This is a genomic window from Limnobacter sp. UBA7229, assembly GCF_002473065.1.
GTDB lineage: Bacteria > Pseudomonadota > Gammaproteobacteria > Burkholderiales > Burkholderiaceae_B > Limnobacter > Limnobacter profundi.
This window is the reverse complement of sequence record NZ_DKTN01000021.1, coordinates 17680-42687: the sequence shown is the minus strand read 5'-3', so window position 1 is coordinate 42687 and position 25008 is coordinate 17680. Positions and strand designations below refer to the sequence as shown.

Genomic DNA, 25008 nt, shown 5'->3' with positions numbered 1-25008 from the left:
ATCAACAGGTTTTCTGGCGAGAGAGCGAAATCCAAGCCGAGTGGGCTACCAAGAAAGCGGCGAGAGATCGGAACCCAAGCCGATTAGTGTGTCGCCGTGTCTGCCACGGGCAAACGCACTTTCGCAAAAGCCCGGCCCTTCACACGGGTCACACGCTCCACGTATTCAAGCCTGCGCAGCGCCATCAAAATGCGCGCCAAGTGCACACGGTCAGTCACCTGAATGGTGAAATGCAACAGTTTGCGGTAAGCCGTTTCATCACTCATCGTCAGGTTGGTAATGTTGGCTCCGGCATCTGACAAAGTGGCCGCAATCGTGGCCAGTGCGCCTTTCTCGTTCACCGCCTGCAAATCTACATTCACATCGAAGGGGCGGGTAATTTCAGGCGACCACTGAACATCGGTCCAGCGCTCAGGTTCCTTGCGAATCTGCTTGCGGGCTGTTTCGCATTCGTCGGTGTGAATGATCAAGCCTGAGCCCTTGCGCACGTAGCCAATAATATTGTCGCCAGGAATTGGCAAGCAGCAGGGCGCGCGTTGAACCGACATGCCTTCACCACCGTGAATCATGATAGGCGCACGGGCTTCACCCACGTTGCCTGAAGGTGCATCCACCCTCGCATCAGCACGGCCCATGGCGATCAGTACACGGCGCGCCACAACTGGCGCCACACGGCGGCCTGCGCCAATGTCGGCCAGCAATTCGTCTCGGGTGCTCACTTGCGAGTCTTTTTGTAAACGGTCCCACACCTCGTTGGTGAGGTGCTCAAGCTTGATCTGGTCGGCTTCAAGCGCCTGTTCCAGCAATCTGCTGCCCAAGCGCACGGTTTCCTCAAGATTCATGGACTTCAAATAGTGCCGAATCTCGGAGCGTGCCTTTCCTGAGCGCACAAAACCAAGCCAAACCGGATTGGGGCGGCTGTGGGGTGCAGTAATAATTTCAACCACATCGCCACTTTTCAAAATGGTGCGCAGGGGTTCAATCACCTGATTCACACGTGCAGCCACACAGTGATTGCCCACATCTGTGTGCACTGCATAAGCAAAGTCGACTACGGTTGCGCCACGGGGCAGGCTCATGATCTTGCCGTTCGGGGTGAACACGTACACGGCATCCGGGAACAGGTCCACCTTGATGTGTTCCAGAAACTCGGCCGAGTCGCCGGTTTGGTTTTGAATGTCAAGCAGGCTTTGCAGCAGGCGGTGGGTTTGCGTTTGAATGGTGTTCAGCGCTTCGCCTTCGCCTTTGTACAGCCAATGCGATGCCACACCTTTTTCGGCCACCTGGTGCATTTCTTCGGTACGAATTTGAAACTCGACTGGCGTACCGTACGGACCCAGCAAGGTGGTGTGCAGGCTTTGGTAACCGTTCAGTTTTGGAATGGCGATGTAGTCTTTGAACTTGCCTGGAACTGGTTTGAATAACTGGTGCAGCATACCCATGGCCATGTAACAACCAGGCATGTCTTTCACCACCACGCGGAAACCATACACATCCAGCACCTGAGAAAAGCTCAGGCGCTTTTCAATCATTTTGCGGTAAATGCCGTACAAGGCTTTTTCGCGGCCATACACCTGGCATTCAATGTTCGCGTCGCTCAGGCACTTTTCAACAGCTTCCAGAATTTTGCCCACCACTTCACGGCGGTTGCCTCGTGCTGCCAACACCGCTTTTTTCAGCACTTCATAACGCATGGGGTAAGCATGCTGGAAGCTCAGTTCTTGTAGTTCGCGGAAAATTTCATTCAAGCCCAGTCGGTGGGCAATGGGGGCGTAAATTTCGAGGGTTTCAAGTGCAATGCGGCGTTTTTTGGCGGGGCTCATAATGTCGAGCGTTCGCATATTGTGCAAACGGTCAGCCAATTTCACCAAAATAACCCGCAGGTCTCGGGCCATGGCCAGCAGCATTTTTCGGAAGTTTTCAGCCTGGGCTTCTTCCCGGGAAGAAAACTCCATTTTGTCGAGCTTCGAAAGCCCGTCGACCAAATCGGCCACCGAGCCACCAAAGCGCTCAATCAGGTCTTCTTTGGTGGTGCCCGAGTCCTCCATCACATCGTGAAGCAGGGCGGCTTGAATGGCCTGGCTGTCCAGGCGCCAGCTGGCGCAGAGTTCAGCCACCGCGATGGGGTGGGTTACGTAGGGTTCACCCGTGGCGCGAAACTGCCCCAGGTGCGCAACGTCAGAAAACTTGTAAGCCTCGCGAACGCGCCGAATCTCAGCCTCGGGCAGATAAGTCGAGGCTAGTCCGATAAGCTGTGCGATAGAGACCACATCGGGTCGGTTTGGCTCAGGTTGAAGTTCTCTGGCTTGCATTGCCCCCCGCATTTTGTACCACTGTTACAACTAAAACTACGATCTTCTATTGTGCAGTCTTACTTCTGGTCCGGCAAGACGATATTGACTTCCAACATCTCCATATTGCCTTGTTTTTGAAGGTTAAACTTCACGTCTTCCTGATCAATCTTGACGTATTTTGCGATCACCTGCATCAATTCGTCCCGCATTTGGGGCAAAAAGTCGGGTCCATCCTGGTCTATACGCTCGCGCGCAATGATCAAGGAAAGTCGTTCTTTTGCAACATTGGCCGATTTTTTCTTTTCGCCAAACAACATGCTCAGTAGTGACATGGCCTTAACCTCCGAACAAACGCTTCAGCAGACTTGGCTTTTCATAGTCTACGAATCGCAAGGGTTTGGTTTCACCGAGGAAGCGTGAAATGCAATCTTGGTAGGCCAAGGCTGCGTCGTTTTCCTCGGCATGGATCACCGGCATGCCCTGGTTGGACGCCTGCAACACGGTCTCACTTTCAGGAATTACGCCCAGCAAGGGCACGCGAAGCAGATCCGCCACATCGGTGTAGCTCAGCATTTCGCCATCTGCGGCGCGCTTGGCTGAGTAACGCGTAATCAACAAGTGTTCTTTCACAGGCTCGCCGCCTTCCTTGGCGCGTTTGCTTTTTGCTTGCAAAATGCCAATGATCCGGTCGGAATCGCGAACCGAGGACACTTCCGGGTTGGTCACCACAATGGCTTCGTCGGCGAAGGTCAGTGCCATCACGGCGCCACGCTCAATGCCAGCCGGGCTGTCGCACACAATGTACTCGAAACCCATCTCGATCAGGTCTTTGATCACCTTTTCCACGCCTTCCTCGGTCAAAGCGTCTTTGTCGCGTGTTTGCGAGGCGGGAAGGATGGACAGCATCGGGCAGTGTTTGTCTTTGATCAAGGTTTGCTGCAGGCTCGCTTCGCCATTGATCACGTTGACCAGGTCGTAGACCACCCGGCGTTCGCAACCCATGATCAGGTCCAGGTTTCGCAAACCCACGTCAAAGTCGATGACCACTGTTTTAAAACCACGCAGGGCCAGGCCTGCGGAAAAACTTGCGCTGGTGGTAGTTTTACCAACGCCACCCTTACCGGATGTAACAACAATGACTCGACTCACAAATGGTCTCCTAGCGGATGTTGATGGCTTTGAGTCGCAATACTGCCGGCTCAGTGCCATGGTCAAGATGAATTAATGTGGGTTTGGAGCGGTTTTCCTCGGGAAAGCCGCCTTCGAAAGTTAAGTAGTAACCAGCAACGGCCACCAGTTCCGCTTCGAAACAAGTGGAGATGATTCTGGCTTGGGTATCGCCTGCGGCGCCCGCCAAGGCGCGACCACGCAACACTCCGTAAACGTGCACATTGCCATCGGCGATGACTTCGGCGCCGGCTGACACCTGACCCATCACGATCAAGTCAGCCCCTTGGGCATAAATTTTCTGTCCACTGCGAACTGATTGATCAATCACCATGGTTCGGCGGGGGTTGTCAAAACTGGGTACAGCCGGGTGGCTGACCGGTGTGCAATCGGTCTCAGCCGCCGTTTGTGTCTCGGTGATTGCTGCTTCAGGTGTTTCAGGCTGTGGTGCCGATTTCAATTCCGCTTCGGGTTCAGGCTGATCAGCATCTGCGGTTTCGAAACGAACCCCCAGTTCTTCTGCCTGCGCTTCAAGGGCTTCGCTTTGGCCACGCACCTCAGCCAACAGCACGCCAGCAGCCCTCAGCATTTCTGCGTAGGTTTTCAATTCGATGCCATGCTCGGCCAGTTCGGTATCGTTCCAGCCAGAAAAGTCGAGCACCGCAGGCTCGGCGGAATACACACCGGGCGTTGGGCCCAAGCGCTTCTTCAATGCCTCAATACTTTCTTGCAGCGGAGCGGGGCGCAAAGCGAATGTCACTGCCTTGATTTTGGCAAATTTGATGTCCAGCAATGCTGAGGAAGGTTTGTTCAAGGTAATCGAGGTCCGGGAATTCTGAGTTTTCAGCCAGCTGAGTTTTCAGTCAATTTTACGAACAAAGCCCGAGCCGTGTGCCGGTCTCGGGCTTTTTGAGATGCGCAATTGCCCGATATTAGATGGGCACGCGTTTCAGCATTTCAATACCAATTTCCCCAGCTGCTATTTCACGCAGTGCGGTCACGGTGGGCTTGTCTTTGTCAGATTTGACTTTGGGTGTATGGCCTTGGGCCAGCATGCGGGCGCGGTAAGTGGCGCACAGGGCCATGTCGAAACGGTTAGGGATCTTTTTCAAGCAATCTTCAACGGTGATGCGGGCCATCTGGTGTCCTTAAAGTCCAATACTTTTGAGTTGCGCCCCGTGGCGCGCCATTTGCTGATTGAAACGGCAACGGGATGCGAAGACGATTGATTTCAGCTCCAAAAGAGCCTGTGTGAAATCATCGTTAAGGATAACATAATCAAAGCGTCTCGCTTGCTCGATCTCGAGTTGTGCGGCACCCATTCGCTTCAAAATGACGTCTTCGCTGTCTGTGCCACGCCCACGCAGCCTTTTTTCGAGTTCTTCCATGCTGGGTGGAAGAATAAAGATGGACACCACGTTGTCCACCTTGCGCACCACTTGCTCGGCACCTTGCCAGTCGATTTCCAGAAGTACATCGCGGTCAATGGCCATTTGCCCTTCAACCCAGGCGCGGGATGTGCCGTAGTAATTGCCGTGTACATGGGCCCATTCAAGGAAGCCGTCCTGATCGCGAATGGCTTCGAACTCGGGTTGGGAGATGAAATGATAGTCCTTGCCGTCTACCTCGCCGGGGCGGGCATTGCGGGTGGTGTTTGAAATGGACAGCCCAATGCCCTGAACTTCAGCCAGAAGCGCTTTCACCAGAGACGACTTGCCCGCGCCAGAAGGTGCACTGACGATAAACAGGCTGCCGGAATACTGTGGCGGGTGTTGGGGTTGGGCCAAGGCGGTCATGAAGCGCTCGAACAAAGATCAACAAGCCGTGATTCTATGGGATTTCCTCTAGACTCGCCATGTCGAGTGCTTATTCAGTAGGCTTCGTATGCTCGGTCAGAACAAACCACGGTTTTGTAGAACTTTCATCGCCGAATCCACTTCCTTTGCTGACTTTGTAGCTTGAAATGGGGGCGGCGATCAACTCCCGTTCATTGGGCCGCAAGGCATTTGACACGGAAATGTCTTTAGCCAGCTCGGATTCAATTATGCAGCTGACAGCACCAAATACACTTGGAATCAGTGGAGTCGACGCATCCTCGCGCTTGCACATGCTTAAAAAGTAGTCGGGCACAAATGGCTTTCCAGTTTTTTCGGCGTCCACCAAGGTCTGAAACATGGGGGATTTCGGGTTCAGATTGTGTTGGGCCTGGGCGGACTGAACCGGCAAGGCATTCAAAAGGCTGACCAGTATCAAGCTTCTTTCTCGCATGTCCGAGTGCTGCTGTGGCTCGCCCTTGAACTCCCCACGCAAAAATTCGTTCATGGCTTGTGAATATCCGTCTGTTGCAATGTAGTCCCGAAGCACGCAGCGCTCAGCTGCACTGACCGGTAGTGCTTGCAGGCCATCTTGGGGCGCGTTTGGCAAGGTTTGTGGAGCTGAAAGCGCCTCAATCCGCTCTTGAACAGACAAGGTGTTTTCAAATTTGTATTGCTCACCCACTTTGACTTTTGGAATTTCACCCTGACTGGAATTGCCAATTTCCAATCGACCGCTTTTGATCAGGTCCATATCAGCCAGTTTTTCCTGACCAACCCGGTATTGCGCGAGATCGTAGCGTTGCAGCCGCAGTGTGGGGTGGCACAACAAGGCTTGTGCCGCTCGCTGCTGCCCTTTGGCGACCAAAAGCAGACCGGCAAGGCGCGGGTCTGTGGCTGCATGGGGTAACACGCACTTAAGTAGTTGATTGAGAAAAGAGACAGGCGTGGTCATTGGGCAGGGTCTCGAACAAGGATATGTTCGATTGGGTGCCCAGGTATTCAGATTGGTTCAGTTCAATCCCAAACTCGGTCGTTCATTCAATATTCTGAATTTGCTCCCTGAACTGTTCAACCAACACCTTCAAGTCAATTGAGGCCTGCGTTTGCGCAATTGCGTGTGCTTTGCTGCCCAAGGTGTTGGCCTCGCGGTTCAATTCCTGGGTTACAAAATCCAGCCGTTTGCCAATCACCCCGCCTTTTTTCAGAATACGGCGCACCTCAGTGAAGTGCGTTTGCAGCCTCTCGACTTCTTCTTTTACATCAATGCGTACGCTGTGCAAGGCCACCTCGTGTTTGATGCGTTCTTCAAGGTCTTCCACGGTCAGGTGGCTGGCTTTGTCCGAAATGATTTTGTCGAAAGCCTCGGTCATGCGTTCCCGAATCTTGCCCTCATAGTGGGCCAAAAACTGGGGCAACATCGGCAGCAGGCTGTTGACAATCGCTTCCATGCCATCCACTTTCTCCAACAGCACTGCCGCCAGGCCTGCACCCTCACGTTCGCGGCTTTGCTTCAAGGCATCAATGGCCTGGTCGCACAAGGCTGAAATGGTCTCTTGCAGTTCTTCGCCGCTCAGGCTGTTGTCTTCGACCACACCAGGCCAATTCAGCACCTCGGTAATGCGAAAGCCGTTGGCCTTGGGCAAGGCGCTTTGAATGCTGGCCTCAACTGCAGCCAATTGTTTGACTTGTTCCAGATCAACCTTCGGAATCCGTTTTTCACCCTCTGCACGTCCCCAGGAAATCCGGCATTCCACCTTCCCACGGCTCAGCGCGTTCATCAGTTTTTCGCGAATCAGTGGTTCCACCATGCGCAGGTCATCGGCCATGCGAAAGTTCAGGTCCAGAAAACGGGAATTCACGCTGCGCAACTCCATGCTCAGGGTGCCAGCACGGGTGGTGCTTTGTGCATTGGCAAAGCCTGTCATGCTGTGTACTGCTGCGGTGTTTTTGCTGTCCTTGCTCATTTGCGGCCTGTGCGTGTGTGTCGGTGGTGCATGGATTGTAAACTCTGGGCTGGTGCTTGTTTTCTTCGGGGGTGTTTTTGTCGGGTCGAATCATTGCCCATTTGGACATGGACGCCTTCTACGCCAATGCCGAATTGGTGCGCAACCCGGCTTTGCGGGGTTTGCCCGTGGCTGTTGGGGGGCGCCGAGGCATGCAGCCGCTGCCAGGGCAACAGTTTCCAACACTGGCTCAGTATGAAGGACGCGGGGTGTTGACCACCGCCAACTACGAGGCCCGTGCGCTGGGTTTACATTCGGCCATGCCGACCATGAAAGCCGCCAAGTTGGCACCCCATGCGGTATTACTTCCTGCCGATTTCGACTGGTACAAAACCCTGTCAAGGCAGTTCAAGACCGCTGTGCGGGAATTGGCACCCAACGTTGAAGATCGCGGTATCGATGAAATCTACATTGATTTGACCGGGGAAACCGGGGGGGATTTCGAGGCGGCCATTGAACTGGCGCGCCACTTGAAGGCTGCGGTAACCCGGGCCACTGGCGGCATGACCTGTTCAGTGGGTTTGTCGGAGAACAAGTTGACCTCCAAGATTTGCTCCGACTTGCAAAAACCAAACGGCCTAAGTGTGGTGCGTCCCGACCAGTTTCAGGAAATAATCTGGCCGCTTCCGGTGGGCAAAATCAACGGTGTGGGGCCCAAGGCTCAGGAAAAGCTGAAAGCCATGGGTGTCAACAGCATTGCCGAGCTGGCTGCTCAACCTGTCGATTTGCTTAGAGAACGTTTCGGCGAAAGTTATGGGCTTTGGATGCATGAAAGTGCCCATGGTATTGACCGGCGGGAAGTCACTTTGTTTTCGGAACCGAAAAGCATCAGCCGTGAAACCACGTTCGAGAACGACATGCATGTGCGTAGGCAACGCGACAATTTGACGCAGGTACTTGAGCACCTTGCGGACAAGCTTTCTCAAGACCTGGCCCGAAAACAGCGGTTGGCAAAAACCATCGGCGTGAAAGTACGTTTCGCGGATTTCAAATCGCTGACCCGCGATACAACCACGGGTTTGACTGTCCGCACAGCGGATGAAGTTTTGCAAGCCGCTCGAGCTTGCCTGAAGAAAATTCCGTTTGAAGACAAAGGAGCCAGATCAACCATTCGCCTGTTGGGAATCAAAGCCAGCCATCTGATTACCCCTGCGGAGGATGCGCTTGAAAAGGCTGCCGAGGAAAGCAGGCGAACCAAAGGGCAAGCCCAATTGTTTCTCGACCTTGAAGATGCGCCATAATGCGTGCACTACGAAAGAACACGCACTGGAGAATTTGAATGAATGCCACCACAGCCCGCCCTGACGGGCGAAGCCCCCACACCTTGCGCAATATCAGCCTGGAGCGCAATTACACCAAGCATGCCGAGGGTTCAGTCATGGTGCGTTTCGGCGACACCCATGTGTTGTGCACCTGCAGCGTTGAAGACAAGGTGCCGGGCTTTTTAAAGGGTCAGAATCAGGGTTGGTTGACTGCCGAATACGGTATGCTGCCCCGTTCTACCCATTCCCGAATGGATCGTGAGGCGGCCAAGGGCAAGCAAAGTGGCCGTACGCAGGAAATTCAGCGTTTGATTGGCCGTGCCTTGCGCGCAGCAGTCGATTTAAACAAGCTGGGTGAACGCACCCTGAAAATTGATTGCGATGTGATCCAGGCCGATGGCGGCACACGCACGGCATCGATCACGGGCGCCATGGTCGCTGTGGCAGATGCAATTGGCAAACTGGTGGCCAGCGGCGCTTTGGCTGAAAACCCGATCAAGCAGTTCGTAGCGGCTGTGTCGGTGGGAGTGGTCAATGGGCAGGTGGTGCTTGACTTGAATTACGACGAAGACTCCACCTGCGAAACCGACTTGAATGTGGTGATGACCGAGAAAGGTGGCTTTGTAGAAGTGCAGGGCACCGCCGAGGGCGATGCCTTTAGCCGGGACGAATTGAATGGCATGCTGGATTCGGCTGCAGCCGGAATTGCTGAGCTGGTTCGCCTGCAAAAAGCGGCTTTGCAGGCGTAAAAATTAATTTGGATTACAAAGCGATGGTACCGAACAGCGAATGGGTATTGGCCAGTGGCAACAAGGGCAAACTGCGGGAATTTCAAGACCTGTTTGCCCCTTGGGGCGTGAATTGGGTGGCCCAAGGTGAACTGGGTGTGCCCGATGCCGAGGAGCCCTTTCATACCTTTGTGGAGAATGCCCTCACCAAGGCGCGCCATGCAAGCCGCCTTACAGGCCGCCCCGCGCTGGCCGATGACTCGGGCTTGTGTGTGCCGGCCATTGGGGGGGCACCGGGCGTGTTGTCGGCCCGCTATGCCACTTTGTTTGGTCAAGAAAAAAGCGATGCCAACAACAACGCCTGCTTGATTGACAAGCTCAAGGGTGTTGAAGACCGCCGCGCGTATTTTGTTTGCGCCATGGTGTGGGTGGCCCACGCCGACGACCCCACACCCACCATTGCTCAAAAAATGTGGTGGGGTGAGGTCATTGACACACCACAAGGTGAACACGGTTTTGGTTACGATCCTCACTTCTGGTTGCCAGAACACCAGTGCACGGCGGCGCAAATGCCCAAGGAACTGAAAAACCGTTTCAGCCATCGTGCCCAGGCCACCCAGGCCTTATTGCAGGAATTGCAGCAGCGGCTGGGTTTGAAAAAGGCGATTGTGTAAGTGGGGCAGGGCGAGGAAAAATCAGGCAAGCCGGCATTCATGGCTTCAACCACGGCTTGCAACCTGGTGGGCCGTGTCTTCATGCCCAGTGAACTTCGATTTGCCGCCATGCCGCCTTTGGCTCTTTATATTCACCTGCCTTGGTGTGTGCGCAAATGCCCTTACTGTGATTTCAACAGCCACTTGGCGCCGGAAAGCAAGCTGCGTGAAGTGGGTGTACCGGTGGTGTCCGAGATACAGCGCGTCGACATGAATCCATCGATCGCTGGTGAGCAGGGTTTTGCAGAGTCGCTGCCCTTGGACTTGCAACGCCGTTACCTCAATGCCCTGATTGCTGATCTTGACCAACAGTTGCCCAAAATCTGGGGCCGTAAGTTGTACTCAATTTTCATCGGTGGAGGCACACCTTCCCTGTTTGCGCCCGAGTTGATTGATGAATTGTTGGGCGCGGTGCGTGCACGTTTGGGCATGCCGCAAAGTGGCGAAATCACCATGGAAGCCAACCCCGGAACTTTCGAACAAGCCAGGTTTGAAGGGTTTCGTAAAGCAGGTGTTAATCGCTTGTCGATCGGTGTCCAAAGTTTCTCGGATTCTCACTTGAAGGCCTTGGGACGGGTGCACAACCGCGGGCAGGCCTTGGCCGCAGTGCGCAGTGCCGTGGCCTTGTTCGATGAAGTGAACATTGATTTGATGTATGCCTTGCCCCATCAAAACGTGGAGCAGGCACTGGCCGATGTGGCGCAGGCTGTGGCGCTGAACAGCACGCACTTAAGCCTGTACCAGTTGACCATGGAGCCCAACACGCTGTTTGCCGCAAAACCGCCGCCTCTGCCCGATGACGACACCTTGATCGATATTGAAGAGGCTGTTCACAAGGCTGCGAAGGAGGCAGGCTTTGAGCAATACGAAATTTCGGCCTTTGCCAAACCCGGACACCGCTGCCAGCACAACCTGAATTATTGGGGGTTTGGCGACTACTTGGGGCTGGGTGCCGGGGCGCACGCAAAAATAAGCTACCCCAACCGCATTGAACGGGAAACCCGCCACCGCAACCCCATGGCTTATATGGAAGAAATGGAGGGCGCTGCGCAACCGCTGGAGGTGCGCACCCTGGCCGTGAAAGAGTTGCCATTCGAGTTCATGCTCAACGCCTTGCGCTTAATCGATGGTGTACCCGAAAGCTGGTTCGTGGAGCGTTGTGGCAGGCCATTGAGCGATTTGCAAAAGCCTTTGAAACAGGCATTGACCAAAGGTTTGATTGAAACCCAACCTGGCTTGTTCAAGCCCACTGAATTGGGCTTTCGTTTTCTGAATGACCTTCAGGAAATGTTCTTGGCCAGTTAAGCGCTTTTAGTCCGGTTCAGTTCAAGTGGCGCGTTTCTGGCCGCTCGATAATGCTGGGCACACTCTTGAAATGCAAACCCCAATCAGCCTGCCCGCAGGTTTTGATCAACAAGTCAGCGAAGCCGTGCTGCAACTGTTCGGCCATTCGCATCTCAAATCCCTTGCCACTGCCTGCAACCAGTTTCAATACCAAATCGGTGTTGTGCGCTTCGCCACTGGGGCGCAGTTCAATTTGGGTAATCAGCAGTGGGTCAGCACCCAGCGGCGTGGTGGTATTTTTGTCTTGAAACGGGCTTTTGAAATCAGCGGAATACAGCGATACTTCACGGCTCATTTCCAGCAGTGCTTTGCGGCCCGCCTCGTTCAGCGGTCTGTCGCTGGCCAGTAGTTTTTGCATCATCTCGTCCAGGCTGGGTATCAACATGCGCACCATGCGGCGCGTCAGCCATACCCTTACCTCTTGGTTTTCAGCCGAATTGATTCGCATCAGGATGCGATCATGCTCGGGCGCGTAAGCAACTTGGAGTTGTTTGATTTGCATGGCAGCGTACTTGAAAAATAGTGCAAGTCATTTGTGTTGGCGTTATCTTGAAATCACCACGCTCGCCCACACATACGGTTCATGGGTATTGTGACTCAAAATTGTTAAGAAGGGTTTGCACACATGCGTTTAGATCGACTCACCACCAAGTTTCAGGAAGCTTTGGCCGACGCCCAAAGCCTGGCTGTGGGAAAAGACAACCCCACAGTTGAACCTGCACACGTGTTGTTGGCCATGCTCAAGCAGGGCGAGGGGTCTGTTCGAGGGGTGATCAGCAAAGCGGGCGGTAACCCGCAGGTGTTGGTCAAAGGCGTTGAGGCCGAGGTGAACAACCTGCCTCAAGTGGCGAACAATGCCGGTCAAATCCAGATTGGCAGCAAATTACAAGCTGCCTTGAACCTCACCGACAAAGAGGCGCAAAAGCGTGGCGACCAGTTTATTGCCAGTGAGCTTTTTTTGCTGGCTTGTTTGCAAGACAGCACCGGCTTGGCCAAGGTCATGAAAGAGGCGGGCTTGAATGCCCAGTCGCTGAACACTGCAATTGAGCAGGTGCGCGGTGGCGCAGCTGTCGACAGCGCCGATGGGGAAAGTCAGCGCGAAGCTTTGAAAAAATACACCATAGACCTCACTGAACGTGCCCGCATGGGCAAGCTAGACCCTGTCATTGGTCGCGACGACGAAATTCGTCGTGCCATTCAAATTTTGCAACGTAGAACCAAAAACAACCCGGTACTGATCGGCGAACCTGGTGTCGGAAAAACCGCTATTGTGGAAGGCTTGGCGCAGCGTATTGTCAATGGCGAGGTACCCGACACCTTAAAGAACAAGCGTGTGTTGGTATTGGACATGGCCTTGTTGCTGGCCGGTGCCAAGTACAGGGGTGAATTTGAAGAACGCCTGAAAGCCGTATTGAAAGACGTGGCCGCTGATGAAGGCCAAACCATTGTGTTTATCGATGAAATTCACACCATGGTGGGCGCGGGTAAAGCCGAGGGTGCAATTGATGCCGGCAATATGTTAAAGCCTGCACTGGCCCGCGGCGAATTGCATTGTATTGGCGCCACCACGCTGGATGAATACCGCAAGTACATTGAAAAAGATGCAGCACTTGAACGCCGTTTCCAGAAAGTGCTGGTGGGCGAGCCCAGTGTTGAAAGTACCATTGCCATTCTGCGTGGTTTGCAGGAACGCTATGAGTTGCACCACGGCGTGGACATTACCGACCCCGCCATTGTTGCGGCTGCGGAGCTTAGCCACCGGTACATTACCGATCGCTTCCTGCCCGACAAAGCCATTGACTTGATTGATGAGGCTGCCGCGCGAATCAAGATGGAAATTGATTCCAAGCCTGAGGAAATGGACAAGCTCGATCGTCGGATCATTCAGCTGAAAATTGAACGAGAAGCTGTGAAGCGCGAGCAAGACGACGCCTCTAAAAAGCGCCTCGCCCTGATCGAAGAGGAAATTGTTCGTCTTGAGCGTGAGTATGCAGACCTCGACGAAATCTGGAAAAGTGAAAAAGCAGCAGTGCAGGGCAGTGCGGCCATCAAGGAAGAAATTGATCACATTCGCGCAGAAATCGAGCAGTGGAAACGCAAGGGCGATTGGCAAAAAGTGTCTGAACTTCAGTATGGCAAATTGCCCGATCTGGAGAAAAAGCTGAACGACGTGAAAGACAACGAGGGCGGCGAAAAAAAGCCGAACAGGCTGTTGCGCACCCAGGTGGGCACTGAAGAAATTGCAGAGGTGGTTAGCCGCGCAACCGGCATTCCGGTGAGCAAAATGTTGCAAGGCGAACGCGACAAATTGCTGCAAATGGAAGCGGCCCTACACATGCGCGTAGTTGGGCAAGATGAAGCCGTTACTTTGGTATCAGACGCCATTCGCCGTTCTCGTGCGGGGCTTTCCGATCCCAACAAGCCCTTGGGTTCATTTCTTTTCCTGGGCCCCACAGGCGTGGGTAAAACAGAATTGTGCAAAGCCTTGGCGGGTTTCCTGTTCGATTCGGAAGATCACCTTGTTCGCATCGACATGAGCGAATTCATGGAAAAGCACACCGTAAGCCGATTGGTGGGTGCACCCCCCGGCTATGTGGGGTACGACGAAGGCGGTTACCTGACCGAAGCCGTGCGCCGCAAACCTTACAGCGTGATTTTGCTGGATGAGGTTGAAAAGGCCCACCCCGATGTATTCAACGTGCTGTTGCAAGTGCTGGATGATGGCCGCCTGACTGACGGACAAGGCCGCACGGTGGATTTCAAAAACACAGTGATTGTAATGACCTCAAACTTGGGGTCGCTTGAAATTCAGCGTTTGGCGGGTCAGGATGGCGAAGTGATTAAAGCAGCGGTCATGGAAGAGGTGAAGCTGCACTTCCGTCCGGAATTCATCAACCGTGTGGATGAGCTGGTGGTGTTCCACGCTTTGGACAATGCGCACATTGCGAATATCGCCCGCATCCAGTTGCAGCGTTTGCAGCAGCGCTTGGCCAGCCGCGACATGCGCCTGGAAGTCAGTGATGCCGCATTGGCCGAAGTGGTCAAGGCAGGTTTTGACCCCTTGTATGGTGCAAGGCCTTTGAAGCGAGCCATCCAGCAAATCATTGAAAACCCGGTTTCAAAAATGATTCTGGAAGGCCGGTTTGGGCCGAATGACGTGGTACCAGTGGACTTCAAGGAAGGGGCGTTCACTTTTGAACGGGTGGTTCACTGAGTGCAGCTATTTGAAATCGCATAGCTGTGCTCATCGAAGTCGCGTGGCTTCTTTCTTCGAAGTCGCGTGGCTTCTTTCTTCGAAGCCGCTAAACTCCGCGCCTGAGAAGCCTTGCCCCAGTCACTTACTCGCGACGTTCAAGACCCGCCCGCCGTTCCCCGTTTGGAATGGATTAGACGCGAAGCGGCTCCGCAAGACGCGTTAGCGTTTGCGGCATCCATTCCGAACGGGGTCAGAACGGCCACCGCCGCAATATTCACGTTGGGCGGGGCTGTCGAGAGAAGTGACTGGGGCCAGGCTTCTCCAGCGCGAGTATTGGTTCTTGCGCTGCACAGTGAACAATACACAGGCCTCGCGATGCCCACGTATCAATGCGCTGCAGCGTACATTGCCTCGCCAGCCTCGACCGGGTTACCTGTCTTGTTGAAGGTTTCAAGCCACACCCCATAGTTATGAACAGTGGGGTCTTGCCATGGATGAAAGCCTGGTTTGAAGTAGTTCAACAATTTGGGCAATAGGCTGCTGTACAGCCCCTTGGGTCCCAACAGCCACACCAGGCCTTTCGAGTACATTTTGAACCGGGTCCAGCCCTTGAAACCATCGGTGCCCAAAATAATCCATGTGAACACCAAGGTGTGGAGCGTGAAGTTGAACATGGCGTGAGCCATCGCAAGGCTTCGCTTGAAGTAACCTACTTTGGCCACTTTCTGCATGACATCAAATGCCACGGCCTTGTGTTCCATTTCTTCCACTGCATGCCAGGCCAGCATGGCACGAACCCGATGATCCGCGCCCGCCATCACCTCTTTGCGCGCAAAAAACATCTCGGCCATCATGGCCGTGAAATGCTCCAGTGCGGCTGTCATGGCCAGGTTGTATTCAGGCGAAAGCACCTGCAAACGGCGGTTCATGATTTTTGTGATTACATGCAACATTTTGTCCACCGGTACGCCTTGTTCCTTCAGGCGCTTGTTGTAGTCGGTGTGTACTTTGCCGTGTTGACCTTCCTGAAAAGAAAAATCTTTTACCGCCTTCAGCAACTCAGGATCGGTAATTTTGTCTTTGAAATTCCGCACGCTCGAGATGAAATAGCGTTCGCCGTCCGGAAAACTCATTTGGACACCATCAATCACGCGGGTTTTGAACGCGTCTCCATCCATCCAATAGCGTGGAATGTCTTTGTCGGTGATTCCAAAATCCAGATCTTTCCGGACCACGATGTCTTCTTTGAACGATGTTGTTGTCATGACTGCCTCCTGCTGCATTGTGTGAATAAAGATTACCGAATCACCACAACACACGATATGATTTGAAATGACAAAAAAGGAAGAATTCGCGACAGATTTAATCTGATCACGCTACAGGGGGTTTGGTGGAAACCATCAATTTTCAAATGCTTGCAAGCCTGGCCAACGCCGCGCGGCGCTGCGACATTGATTTGAACAGTGTGATGCAAGAATTGAAACTGGAAATTGACATGAGCGGGGACCCACGCCGGCGCATGTCTTTGTCGTGCTTCAGTTCCTTGTTCTCTGCGGTTGAGGCACGCAAGCCCAGCCAACACTTTCCCCTGGTGTTTGGTGATTCTTTCAACTTCGATGGCTTGCCCGAGTTGGCCACTTTTGTGACAAGCGCTTCAACCCCACAAGAGGCCATGCGTGTGCTGGACTGGTCGCCCAAGCTGTTGCACCCCAATTTGCACTTCATCACGCTTGACCTGGGGGACGAGGCTGCACTGGAAATCAAGGTGTCCGATCCGGAAGGTGTGAACGAAGACCTGCCCGGTTTTGTTGAAGCTTCCATGTCAGCCGTATTGAAGTTTATTCATCTTCTCAGCCCCGGTTCACACTTGATCAAGCGGATTGAGTTTCGCCATGCGCCTTTGACGCTGGAATCTGCTTATCAAGAAGTGCTAAAAACCACGGTGTTGTTCCAGCAGGCCCACAACCGTTTGGTGGTTGATTCTTCTGCACTGGATTTGCCTTTGCCAGGAGGAATTCCTTCAGCACACCACAAGGCGCAGGCTGTAATTTTGAACCGCCTGTTGCCGGATGTTGAGGAGCAAACCCTTGAAAAACAGATCAAGCGCTTGTTGAAGTCGCGCTTGAGTATGTTAAGTGAACCAATACAGACGATAGCCGACGTGCTGCACATTCACCCCCGCACCTTGCAGCGAAGGCTTAAAAGCGAAGGTAAGTCGTATGCTGAAATTCTGGGGGATGTTCGCCACGAACTGGCCTGCGAGATGTTGAAAGGCTCGGTGCTTGACATTGAAACCATCGCTGCGAACCTTGGCTATTCCGATCGCCGCAGCTTTACAAGCGCATTTCTAAAATGGCAGGGTATCTCCCCGAGGGAATTCAGAAATCAGCAGTGAAACCTTTCGGTCATGTTTAGTGCCTGAATTTCATGTTTAAATTTTGGCTATTCATTCACTTAATTTTCGGAGCTTTCCATGACCCCTACCACTGATCTTTGCGATGCCAACGAGGACAAAATTGCCGCAGGCACTTTGCGTGTTGTTGAGCCGATGTTTCAAAGTTGGGGCATGAAAAGCAGTTTTATGGGGCAAGCCCACACTTTGAAAGTATTTGAAGACAACTCACTGGTGCGCAGCGCCCTTGAAAAAGACGGGCAGGGCAAAGTATTGGTGGTCGATGGCGGTGGAAGCATGCGTTGCGCCCTGGTGGGCGGCAACTTGGGCATGCTGGCTGAGAAAAACAATTGGGCGGGCATTGTGGTGTATGGCTGCGTGCGCGACACCCTGGAGCTGGATGAATGTGATGTGGGAATTCGTGCCTTGGCTGCGCACCCCATGAAAAGCCAGAAGCGAGGCATTGGTCATGAGAACATCGAAGTGGCCTTGAGTTTCACCACTGTGCGCCCCGGCAATTGGGTGTATGCGGATGAGGACGGTGTTTTGATTTCAGAAACAGCCTTGAGCTAATTGTTTCAGGACAGGTCTCCGGTCAAAAAATTTGGTGGCCTTGTTTCATCGGTTTGAATCAACGAAGTTCGACTTATCCGAATGGCGCCAGTGCCAGAAACTATTGATATTTCATCGTAGCCTTTTTTCACGATGGGCAGCGTGCCATAAGTTTTTACCAGCGAATCAACGATTTCATTGGTGCTTTTGTCCACGCCGGCCGTCACGCACAAGAATTTGCTGGGATTCGGGATCAGTTGATAAATTCGATCAACTGATTCTTTAATCTTGTGCAATTGATCCGGTTGTATGTGAGCCACCAAGGCCTTGCCATCGGACTCGCGCCACAAGGCCAGGCCCACGCAAAGCGCGCACCCTGTAGTGCCAATCCGAACTGAATGGTTGTGGTTCGCGGCAGATGAGATCAAGCCATATTGGTTCTGACCAACCATGTGGGATGGAAGCGAGCGAGTCATGTGGATGTCCGTTGGTTGTTTTTTTTTGAGTGGTTCGGCAAGGCCAAAATGTTCACACGAACCATTTTTAGTAGGTTGCGCCGCATGATTTAGAGTGGATACTCTTTTTCATTTAGAGAAAAAGTATTTCACATCGTGATTAATTTAACGTAAGTAATTGATTTTAAACAATACGAAAAAAAGTCTTGTATAAGATATAACTCTTGTTGCTCTGCGAAATGATCTGTAAGATACGGCTCATCACCTGATCGACACCACTTGCCCAAGTGATACCCGCGAAGCTGCACCCGCAGGGCACCGCAAGTAGGCCATCAAGCGAACCGTTTTCTTTTTTCTCTATTGCCTTCTGAGGACATCACTATGAAATCTTTTGACCAACAGGTTCAAGAACTCAACAAAGACTGGGAAACCAACCCACGCTGGAAGCTGGTAAAGCGCGGCTACAAGGCCGAAGACGTGGTACGTCTGCGTGGTTCACTGCAGCCAGAATACACACTGGCCAAGCGCGGTGCTGAAAAGCTGTGGGAAAAAGTAAACGGCACAGCCAAAAAGGGCTATGTAAACGCTTTTGGCGCGATCACTGCTGGCCAGGCCATGCAGCAAGCCAAAGCTGGTCTGGAAGCCGTTTACCTGTCAGGCTGGCAAGTTGCTGCTGACGGCAACAGCTCCGAGACAATGTACCCAGACCAGTCTTTGTATGCATACGACTCTGTGCCAAAAATGGTTCGTCGTATCAACAACACATTCCAGCGCGCTGACGAAATTCAGTGGAAAAACATTTGCGACGGCAAAATGAAAGCTGAAGACGCAATCGACTACTTCCTGCCCATCGTTGCTGACGGTGAAGCTGGTTTCGGCGGTGTACTGAATGCTTACGAACTGATGAAGAACATGATTGCTGCGGGTGCAGCTGGTGTTCACTTCGAAGACCAATTGGCCGCTGTGAAGAAGTGCGGTCACATGGGTGGCAAGGTGTTGGTTCCAACCGCTGAAGCGATCCAGAAGTTGATTTCTGCTCGTTTGGCAGCCGACGTAATGGGTGTTCCTTCAATCGTTCTGGCCCGTACAGACGCTGAAGCCGCCAACCTGTTGACTTCCGATTTCGACGAAAACGACAAGCCATTCCTGACTGGCGAGCGCACTCCTGAAGGCTTCTACCGCGTGAAAAACGGTCTGGAACAGGCCATCAGCCGTGGTATCGCATACGCACCTTATGCTGACTTGGTGTGGTGTGAAACAGGCACGCCCGACATCGGTTTTGCCCGTGAGTTCGCGCAAGCCGTTCTGGAAAAGAACCCAGGCAAGCTGTTGAGCTACAACTGCTCACCCTCTTTCAACTGGAAGAAGAACCTGAACGACAGCCAAATCGCTTCCTTCCAGGAAGACCTGTCTGCCTTGGGTTACAAGTACCAATTCATCACATTGGCCGGTATCCACGTCAACTGGTACAACACATTCAAGTTCGCAAACGCCTACGCTCAAGGCGAAGGCATGAAGCATTATGTCAATATGGTTCAAGAACCTGAGTTTGCAGCACGCGAACAGGGTTATACTTTCGTATCTCACCAGCAGGAAGTTGGCGCAGGCTACTTCGATGATGTAACCACTGTGATCCAGGGTGGTGCTTCTTCAGTAACAGCCTTGAAAGGCTCTACAGAAGAAGAACAGTTCCACTGATTTGCTGGTTGAACTGAATTTGTCGGCAATCTTGGCAGTCTCCCACCCCAAGAGGGGTGGATAGATTGACCGACTGAGGGGGAGAGGAGACAAGCTCAAAAAATCAATTCAAGAGTATTTTTCCCCTTGCTGGGCCTTTACAAAAGGCCCAACAGCGAGTGCTGAAGCCCGGTAAGAAACTTGCCGGGCTTTTTATTTGAATGTACTGATCGCATGCACAAGCACATTCGATACGGATTGAAGTTGCTGTGCTACCCGGGTGTTGTTTTGTGCAGCTTGGGTATTTTCTTCGGTCATTCTCGCCACTTTCTCCACACTTTGGCTAATCTGTACACTCACCTGCGACTGTTCCCTCATGGACACGGCAATGGTTGAAATTGCGTCTGAAACCCGTTCAGAATGGTTTTTGATGTCCAGGATAGTCATGTTCACTTGATTGGCCTGGCTCAAGCCAGCCTGAACCAGTTTCACAGAATTACCCATACTGCCGACCGCACCTTGAGTCATGCGTTGAATGTCATAGATCATGTCCGAGATCCGATGCGTTGCGGTCTTGGTTTGTTCTGCAAGTTTTCGAACCTCGTCCGCAACCACTGCGAATCCACGGCCCTGGTCCCCGGCTCTGGCAGCTTCAATGGCTGCATTCAAGGCCAGCAGGTTCGTGTGTTCAGCTATTTCAGTGATGGTTGAAATGATTTCTGAAATATCATTCGAACGTGCCTCGAGTGTTTGTACTGTCAATGCGCTTTCATCAACCGAGTGGGCGATTCGTTCAATTCCACCCACGACCATTTTCAAAGTGGCAATGCCATTTTCAGCAGCATTTCTAGCAGTGTGTGCCGTGTCGCTGGCCTGAGAAGTATTCTCCGAGATGTGCGAAATGCTGACGGTGAGTTCTTCAACTGCCGCAGCCATGGTCGAAGTGGCCTCGGCTTGTTCGTCACTGGACTTGGCCATGGACTGCGACAGGCTAGACACCTGATTTGAGTTGTCATCCAGTTCCTGTGCTGATTGGCGAATGCCGTTGATCAATACCCGAAGATTATTCTGGGCTTTGGATATCTCTTGCAACAGTGTGTCGATTTCATCTTTGCCTTGAGTGTGAACGGTGCGCCCAAGCTGACCGTTTGCCAATTCCCGAATATGCTGGTTTGCTTTGGCGAGTTTGGTTCTGAGCAATTTCCCAAGGCGAAGCATGATCATGACACCCGCGAGCAAGGACAAGACAACCACTGAACCTACCGCCCACAGAGAACTGGTGTAGGTTTGAACAGACTGGGCAGTGCGATTCTCAAGCATGGTTTTTTCGGCAGATTCAACCTGATCCAGCAAGGCCTGCATTTTATCCATGATGGGCTTGCCAGACATGGCTGCAAAGATGTCCAGAAAATCAGCCTGATCAAGTTCACCCTTGTCCAGGCTTTGACGCAGTTTGATGGTTTCATCGATCGAAAAAGTCAGCCATGGCGAATAGAGGGTTTGCAATTCCTCAACCCAGACGAATGATTCTGGCAGTTCATTTTTGCGTTTTGACAGATAAGCAAGTTCTTCCTGATAGCGTTTTTTGCCAAATTGGTATGTCGACAAATAGGAGTCATCGCCAGTCAGCAAGTATCCCCGTTGGCCCGATTCAATGAAAACCAGACTCTCACGAATGGTGCTGACATGTTGCAGTGTTTTGAAACTGTCGGTGTTGTTCAGCCCACTGACTTGAATGCGTTGCATGTTCCACAAGCCCAAGCCCCCTCCAATGGCGACGCAAGCGATCAACAAGGCGAAGCCCGATACTATTTTTGACTGTATGGTTTGAAGCATCGAAATTCCTGAATGACAAAGATTGAAATTTTGTCAATTATCAGCAGTTCGGTTGACTTTCAAAACCTTGAAATGCGGGGTGGTTCTGAACCCCGCAATTCAAGCAAATTCACGAATTTGAAACAAAAATCAATTAGGCGTTTGAAGGCTCTGGCCGGGTTTTGATGAGGTCGTGAACGATGGCATCGCTCAATGTGTCTTCCCAGCGGTACACATGTACATCGGGCAGGGCGCCCAGCATTTGTTTTTCCTCTTTCGAGTACGCCTGCACAAAAATCTGAATTGCCGGGTTCAGCATTTTGGCGTTTTCGATCATCTGGCTCAGCCCCGGGGTATCGCCAGTGGCAATAACAAGGCTATTTGCGTTGGTGGTGTGCGCTTGAACCAAGGTCACTGGGTCTGCATATTCGCCAGACACGGCAGCCTGTCCATTCTTTCTCAGTTTGGCCACCACCTCGCGGCTGGTATCAACAATCACCATGGGTACATTTTTTTTCTTCAGTGATTTGGCAATTCGTTTGCTCAACTCGGTGTGCCCCACCAACACCACGTGTTTACCAAGGTACTTGCCATCGGTTTGCTCAGGTAGCTCTTCCATGCTGTGGCTGCGTGCATTCAAATTGCGAACCCATTGATAACGCCTGACCATGCTGTCGTTCAATTTGGGAATCAGGGAAAACACAACCGGGTTCAGGGCAATCGACAAAATTGCGCCGGAAACGACCAGGCTTTGTACCTGTAAGTCCACCAGACCCAGATACAAACCCAACCCAATCAAAATGAATGAGAACTCACCAATTTGTGCAAGGCTGGCCGCAATAACCAAAGCGCTCTTGAGGGGGTACTTGAACAGCAGGACCAGTGCGCCAGCAGCCAGCGATTTGCCCAGCACGATAATGGCCACCACAGCGAGTACGCGCAGCGGGTACTCAACAATGACATCGAATTGAAACAGCATACCCACTGACACAAAAAACAGCACAGCGAATGCGTCTCGCAATGGCAGGGATTCCTCGGCAGCGCGGTGGCTCAGTTCAGATTCCCGCATTACCATGCCCGCAAAGAAGGCACCCAGTGCGAAAGACACATCAAACAGGCCAGCAGCGACAAAAGCCAGGCTGATGGCCAGTGCAATGACTGAGAGTGTGAACAATTCACGGGAGCCTGTTTTCGCAATGTGCCAAAGCATCCAGGGAATAACACGCTTGCCCACAACCAGCATCAAACCCACGAAAAGCGCCACCTTCACCAAGGTGAAACCGATGTCGAAGATCAGATTGGTTTCCGGGTCCAGGGTTCCGCCTTTCAACAAACCTGCCAGTGGCGGAAGCAAAACCAGAATCAGTACCATGGCCAGGTCTTCAACCACCAGCCAACCCACTGCAATTTGACCGTTTGCACTTGTTAGCATGCCGCGGGCTTCCAGGGCTTTTAGCAACACCACCGTGCTGGCCACCGACAAAGCTAGGCCAAACACCAGGCTCTGGCCCATGGGCCAATCCCAGAAATAGGCCACTCCCATGCCCAGTAGCGTTGCAGCCGTCATTTGAACGATGGCGCCCGGCACGGCAATCTTCTTCACGGCCAGCAAATCATTGAGCGAAAAGTGCATGCCCACACCGAACATCAGAAGCATCACACCGACTTCGGCCAATTGATTGGTTAGTGCGGGGTCCGCTACAAAGCCAGGGGTGGCTGGGCCAATCAGGAATCCGGCAACCAAATAACCCAACAAGGCGGGAGCCTTTAGTTTTTCTGCGATAAAACCGAAGATGAGCGCAAGGCCAAAACCAAATGCCAGGGTGGCAATCAGGGAAACGTCATGGGGCATGATGGGGGTATTCCAAATAGTATTGTTCTAATGATAACAAGTGCGTATGGAACGCACTTGATTCATAGACAAAGACTTTGCCCCAAAGTTGCGTAGAGGAATGCGGCTTATTCTGTTTTGAATACTTTGACCGCATTCATCATCGATTGCGACACGCCAGACAAATGTGCAGCCACCTGTGTATTCTGCTGCGCGGCGGCTGTATTTTCTTCCGTCATCTGTGCAACACGCTCTACGTTGCGGCTGATCTCGATGCTGACATTCGATTGCTCTTTCATGGACACCGCAATCGCTGCAATCGCCTCTGAAACCCGATCCGAGTCAGACTTGATTTTCTGGATGGTTGTATTCACCACATCGGCTTGGTTAATTCCTTCCTGTACCAGTTGTACCGAAGTATCCATGGACTTCACTGCGCCTTGTGTGATGTTTTGAATTTCAAATACCATGCTGGAAATTCGGTCGGTGGATCCCTTGGTTTGTTCAGCCAGTTTGCGTACCTCATCCGCCACCACGGCAAAGCCCCGACCCTGTTCACCTGCCCGGGCAGCTTCGATGGCCGCATTCAATGCCAGCAGATTGGTGCGGTCAGCAATCTCGGTGATCGTGGATACGATTTCCGAAATGTCTGCCGATTGTTTCTCCAGTGTTTGAACCGCTTGCGCACTGGTTTCTACGGCCTGTGCAATTCGCTGAATGCCTGCAACCACCTCACCCAAAGTCACCATGCCATTGTCGGCCGATTCGCGTGCCGCATTGGCGGTGGCTGTTGCGTCGTTTGAATTCTCGGAAATTTGAGAAATACTGACGGTCAATTCTTCAACCGCAGCAGCCATCGACGAAGTGGCGTCGGCTTGTTCCACACCCGCATTGGCCATGGTTGTTGAAGACTCTTGAACTTGTGTTGCGCTGCTGCTGAGCTCAAGTGCCGATTGGCGGATGCCATCAATCAATTTTTTCAGGTTGCCCTGTGCTGTGGCCAAGGCGGCCAGCAATTGGTCTACCTCATCCTTATTTTGGTGTTGGATGGGGCTGTTCAATTCACCATTGGCCAAAGCATTGATGTGTTTGCCTGCAGTGCCCAATTTGTTTTGAAGCAGCTTAACCAGACTGATGGTGGCAAAAACGCCCACCACGAAGCTTGCAATCAAGGCCGCTGCCACTGACCACAAGGCTGTTTGATATGTTGCCTGAGCCGCTTGTGTGCGAGTTTTCAGCAAATTCAGCTCTTCTTGTTCAATCTGCCCAATCAGCTCGCGCATTTTGTCCATGATGGGTTTGCCCGACAAAGAAATGAACCGGTTCATGAACTCGGTCTGGTCGATCTCTTGATTGTTCAGCGATTGGCGCAACTCAATGGTCTTCTCGATTGAAAGATTCAGCCAGTTCGAATACATCTCCCGCAGTTGCTTAAGTCTTTCGGTTTGTGCACGATTGTCTGAAGTGAGTTTGATCGCTGCTGCAAAGTGCGTGTCGATTTCTTTTTTGCCCTCGGTGTAGGGCTCAAGGTAGGTGGGATATCCAGTGACCAGAAACCCGCGTTGCCCGGTTTCAATATTGGTCATGTTTTCCCGAATAAGGCCAACTTCCCGCAGCACTTCGTGGGTGTGCTCGTTGGCCTGAGCCCCATCCATTATTTCTTTGGCGTTAATCAACCCGAGCGCACCTGTCAGCAGGCCCAGGGCAATCACGAGAGCGAAGCCAAATCCCAGTTTGGCACGTATGGTATTGAACATGGCAC

22 protein-coding genes are annotated in these 25008 nt (G+C 52.6%); 8 read left to right on the top strand and 14 right to left on the bottom strand.

All coding sequences use genetic code 11. The annotated features are described in order from the left end of the window. Positions 1 to 83: 83 nt before the first annotated feature. The 8 genes from B4C79_RS11745 to B4C79_RS11710 form a co-directional block, all read right to left on the bottom strand. Entirely contained in the window at positions 84 to 2312 is a 2229-nt protein-coding gene (locus tag B4C79_RS11745; RefSeq protein WP_171098301.1) for a RelA/SpoT family protein, read from the bottom strand. A 59-nt stretch (positions 2313 to 2371) separates the two neighbouring features. Next, positions 2372 to 2626, bottom strand: a complete 255-nt coding sequence (gene minE, locus B4C79_RS11740; protein WP_008251787.1) for a cell division topological specificity factor MinE — start codon at positions 2624 to 2626, stop codon at positions 2372 to 2374. A 4-nt stretch (positions 2627 to 2630) separates the two neighbouring features. Then, complete coding sequence (gene minD / locus B4C79_RS11735; protein ID WP_008251789.1) at positions 2631 to 3443, bottom strand: septum site-determining protein MinD; 813 nt, start codon at positions 3441 to 3443, stop codon at positions 2631 to 2633. Positions 3444 to 3453: 10 nt separating this feature from the next. Next, on the bottom strand, positions 3454 to 4275 hold the full coding sequence (gene minC / locus B4C79_RS11730) for a septum site-determining protein MinC (protein WP_291741814.1): 822 nt from the start codon (positions 4273 to 4275) through the stop codon (positions 3454 to 3456). Between the two features lie 118 nt (positions 4276 to 4393). Continuing rightward, positions 4394 to 4600 carry a DNA-directed RNA polymerase subunit omega gene (rpoZ, locus tag B4C79_RS11725; protein ID WP_008251793.1) on the bottom strand — a complete coding sequence of 69 codons (207 nt, stop codon included), beginning with the start codon at positions 4598 to 4600 and terminating at the stop codon, positions 4394 to 4396. Between the two features lie 9 nt (positions 4601 to 4609). Next, positions 4610 to 5257: a guanylate kinase gene (gene gmk / locus B4C79_RS11720; protein ID WP_291741821.1), complete on the bottom strand. Its 648-nt coding sequence runs from the start codon at positions 5255 to 5257 to the stop codon at positions 4610 to 4612. Positions 5258 to 5327: 70 nt separating this feature from the next. Continuing rightward, entirely contained in the window at positions 5328 to 6230 is a 903-nt protein-coding gene (locus tag B4C79_RS11715) for a hypothetical protein (RefSeq protein WP_291741824.1), read from the bottom strand. An 82-nt stretch (positions 6231 to 6312) separates the two neighbouring features. Then, on the bottom strand, positions 6313 to 7242 hold the full coding sequence (locus tag B4C79_RS11710; RefSeq protein WP_291741827.1) for a YicC/YloC family endoribonuclease: 930 nt from the start codon (positions 7240 to 7242) through the stop codon (positions 6313 to 6315). Positions 7243 to 7313: 71 nt separating this feature from the next. Between B4C79_RS11710 and dinB the strand changes: the two genes are divergently transcribed. The 4 genes from dinB to hemW are packed head-to-tail and all read left to right on the top strand — an operon-like array spanning position 7314 to position 11289. Then, the gene (dinB, locus tag B4C79_RS11705; RefSeq protein WP_291741837.1) at positions 7314 to 8522 is read left to right on the top strand and encodes a DNA polymerase IV; all 1209 of its coding nucleotides are present in this window, start codon (positions 7314 to 7316) and stop codon (positions 8520 to 8522) included. 38 nt (positions 8523 to 8560) lie between these two features. Then, positions 8561 to 9292: a ribonuclease PH gene (rph, locus tag B4C79_RS11700; protein WP_171098314.1), complete on the top strand. Its 732-nt coding sequence runs from the start codon at positions 8561 to 8563 to the stop codon at positions 9290 to 9292. 23 nt (positions 9293 to 9315) lie between these two features. Beyond that, positions 9316 to 9945: an RdgB/HAM1 family non-canonical purine NTP pyrophosphatase gene (gene rdgB / locus B4C79_RS11695; RefSeq protein ID WP_291751495.1), complete on the top strand. Its 630-nt coding sequence runs from the start codon at positions 9316 to 9318 to the stop codon at positions 9943 to 9945. Positions 9946 to 9984: 39 nt separating this feature from the next. After that, positions 9985 to 11289 (top strand): radical SAM family heme chaperone HemW, encoded by a 1305-nt coding sequence (hemW, locus tag B4C79_RS11690; protein WP_291741147.1) that lies wholly within the window; start codon positions 9985 to 9987, stop codon positions 11287 to 11289. 16 nt (positions 11290 to 11305) lie between these two features. Here hemW and B4C79_RS11685 read toward each other — a convergent pair whose 3' ends face one another. Beyond that, complete coding sequence (locus tag B4C79_RS11685) at positions 11306 to 11830, bottom strand: hypothetical protein (RefSeq protein ID WP_008251809.1); 525 nt, start codon at positions 11828 to 11830, stop codon at positions 11306 to 11308. A 123-nt stretch (positions 11831 to 11953) separates the two neighbouring features. Between B4C79_RS11685 and clpB the strand changes: the two genes are divergently transcribed. Then, entirely contained in the window at positions 11954 to 14542 is a 2589-nt protein-coding gene (clpB, locus tag B4C79_RS11680) for an ATP-dependent chaperone ClpB (RefSeq protein WP_171098319.1), read from the top strand. A 368-nt stretch (positions 14543 to 14910) separates the two neighbouring features. Here clpB and B4C79_RS11675 read toward each other — a convergent pair whose 3' ends face one another. After that, positions 14911 to 15789, bottom strand: a complete 879-nt coding sequence (locus B4C79_RS11675; RefSeq protein WP_171098321.1) for a metal-dependent hydrolase — start codon at positions 15787 to 15789, stop codon at positions 14911 to 14913. Between the two features lie 125 nt (positions 15790 to 15914). Here B4C79_RS11675 and B4C79_RS11670 point away from each other — a divergent pair, with 125 nt between their 5' ends. Then, a complete protein-coding gene (locus B4C79_RS11670; protein WP_171098324.1) occupies positions 15915 to 16919 on the top strand; it encodes an AraC family transcriptional regulator in 1005 nt (334 codons plus the stop codon). A gap of 78 nt (positions 16920 to 16997) precedes the next feature. Beyond that, positions 16998 to 17489, top strand: coding sequence for a ribonuclease E activity regulator RraA (gene rraA / locus B4C79_RS11665; RefSeq protein WP_171098327.1), 492 nt, complete (start codon positions 16998 to 17000; stop codon positions 17487 to 17489). A gap of 5 nt (positions 17490 to 17494) precedes the next feature. Here the strand turns inward: rraA and B4C79_RS11660 are convergent, their stop codons facing one another. After that, positions 17495 to 17944 carry a hypothetical protein gene (locus B4C79_RS11660; RefSeq protein ID WP_171098329.1) on the bottom strand — a complete coding sequence of 150 codons (450 nt, stop codon included), beginning with the start codon at positions 17942 to 17944 and terminating at the stop codon, positions 17495 to 17497. A 360-nt stretch (positions 17945 to 18304) separates the two neighbouring features. Here B4C79_RS11660 and aceA point away from each other — a divergent pair, with 360 nt between their 5' ends. After that, entirely contained in the window at positions 18305 to 19621 is a 1317-nt protein-coding gene (aceA, locus tag B4C79_RS11655; protein ID WP_008251824.1) for an isocitrate lyase, read from the top strand. A 192-nt stretch (positions 19622 to 19813) separates the two neighbouring features. On the opposite strand, the gene B4C79_RS11650 is transcribed toward aceA, so the two are convergent. From B4C79_RS11650 to B4C79_RS11640, 3 genes are all read right to left on the bottom strand, one after another. Further along, positions 19814 to 21436, bottom strand: coding sequence for a methyl-accepting chemotaxis protein (locus B4C79_RS11650; protein ID WP_291741052.1), 1623 nt, complete (start codon positions 21434 to 21436; stop codon positions 19814 to 19816). Positions 21437 to 21569: 133 nt separating this feature from the next. Further along, a complete protein-coding gene (locus tag B4C79_RS11645; protein WP_291741051.1) occupies positions 21570 to 23267 on the bottom strand; it encodes a cation:proton antiporter in 1698 nt (565 codons plus the stop codon). Between the two features lie 107 nt (positions 23268 to 23374). Then, positions 23375 to 25003, bottom strand: a complete 1629-nt coding sequence (locus B4C79_RS11640; protein ID WP_291741050.1) for a methyl-accepting chemotaxis protein — start codon at positions 25001 to 25003, stop codon at positions 23375 to 23377. Between the last annotated feature and the right edge of the window lie 5 nt (positions 25004 to 25008).

Excerpts from the sequence above, each read along its gene's own strand:
- B4C79_RS11745 (WP_171098301.1), bottom strand. The coding sequence starts at position 2,312 with ATGCAAGCCAGAGAACTTCAACCTGAGCCAAACCGACCCGATGTGGTC.
- minE (WP_008251787.1), bottom strand. The coding sequence starts at position 2,626 with ATGTCACTACTGAGCATGTTGTTTGGCGAAAAGAAAAAATCGGCCAAT.
- rpoZ (WP_008251793.1), bottom strand. The coding sequence starts at position 4,600 with ATGGCCCGCATCACCGTTGAAGATTGCTTGAAAAAGATCCCTAACCGT.
- gmk (WP_291741821.1), bottom strand. The coding sequence starts at position 5,257 with ATGACCGCCTTGGCCCAACCCCAACACCCGCCACAGTATTCCGGCAGC.
- B4C79_RS11715 (WP_291741824.1), bottom strand. The coding sequence starts at position 6,230 with ATGACCACGCCTGTCTCTTTTCTCAATCAACTACTTAAGTGCGTGTTA.
- B4C79_RS11710 (WP_291741827.1), bottom strand. The coding sequence starts at position 7,242 with ATGAGCAAGGACAGCAAAAACACCGCAGCAGTACACAGCATGACAGGC.
- rph (WP_171098314.1), top strand. The coding sequence starts at position 8,561 with ATGAATGCCACCACAGCCCGCCCTGACGGGCGAAGCCCCCACACCTTG.
- rdgB (WP_291751495.1), top strand. The coding sequence starts at position 9,316 with ATGGTACCGAACAGCGAATGGGTATTGGCCAGTGGCAACAAGGGCAAA.
- hemW (WP_291741147.1), top strand. The coding sequence starts at position 9,985 with ATGGCTTCAACCACGGCTTGCAACCTGGTGGGCCGTGTCTTCATGCCC.
- B4C79_RS11685 (WP_008251809.1), bottom strand. The coding sequence starts at position 11,830 with ATGCAAATCAAACAACTCCAAGTTGCTTACGCGCCCGAGCATGATCGC.
- clpB (WP_171098319.1), top strand. The coding sequence starts at position 11,954 with ATGCGTTTAGATCGACTCACCACCAAGTTTCAGGAAGCTTTGGCCGAC.
- B4C79_RS11675 (WP_171098321.1), bottom strand. The coding sequence starts at position 15,789 with ATGACAACAACATCGTTCAAAGAAGACATCGTGGTCCGGAAAGATCTG.
- rraA (WP_171098327.1), top strand. The coding sequence starts at position 16,998 with ATGACCCCTACCACTGATCTTTGCGATGCCAACGAGGACAAAATTGCC.
- B4C79_RS11660 (WP_171098329.1), bottom strand. The coding sequence starts at position 17,944 with ATGACTCGCTCGCTTCCATCCCACATGGTTGGTCAGAACCAATATGGC.
- aceA (WP_008251824.1), top strand. The coding sequence starts at position 18,305 with ATGAAATCTTTTGACCAACAGGTTCAAGAACTCAACAAAGACTGGGAA.
- B4C79_RS11650 (WP_291741052.1), bottom strand. The coding sequence starts at position 21,436 with ATGCTTCAAACCATACAGTCAAAAATAGTATCGGGCTTCGCCTTGTTG.
- B4C79_RS11645 (WP_291741051.1), bottom strand. The coding sequence starts at position 23,267 with ATGCCCCATGACGTTTCCCTGATTGCCACCCTGGCATTTGGTTTTGGC.
- B4C79_RS11640 (WP_291741050.1), bottom strand. The coding sequence starts at position 25,003 with ATGTTCAATACCATACGTGCCAAACTGGGATTTGGCTTCGCTCTCGTG.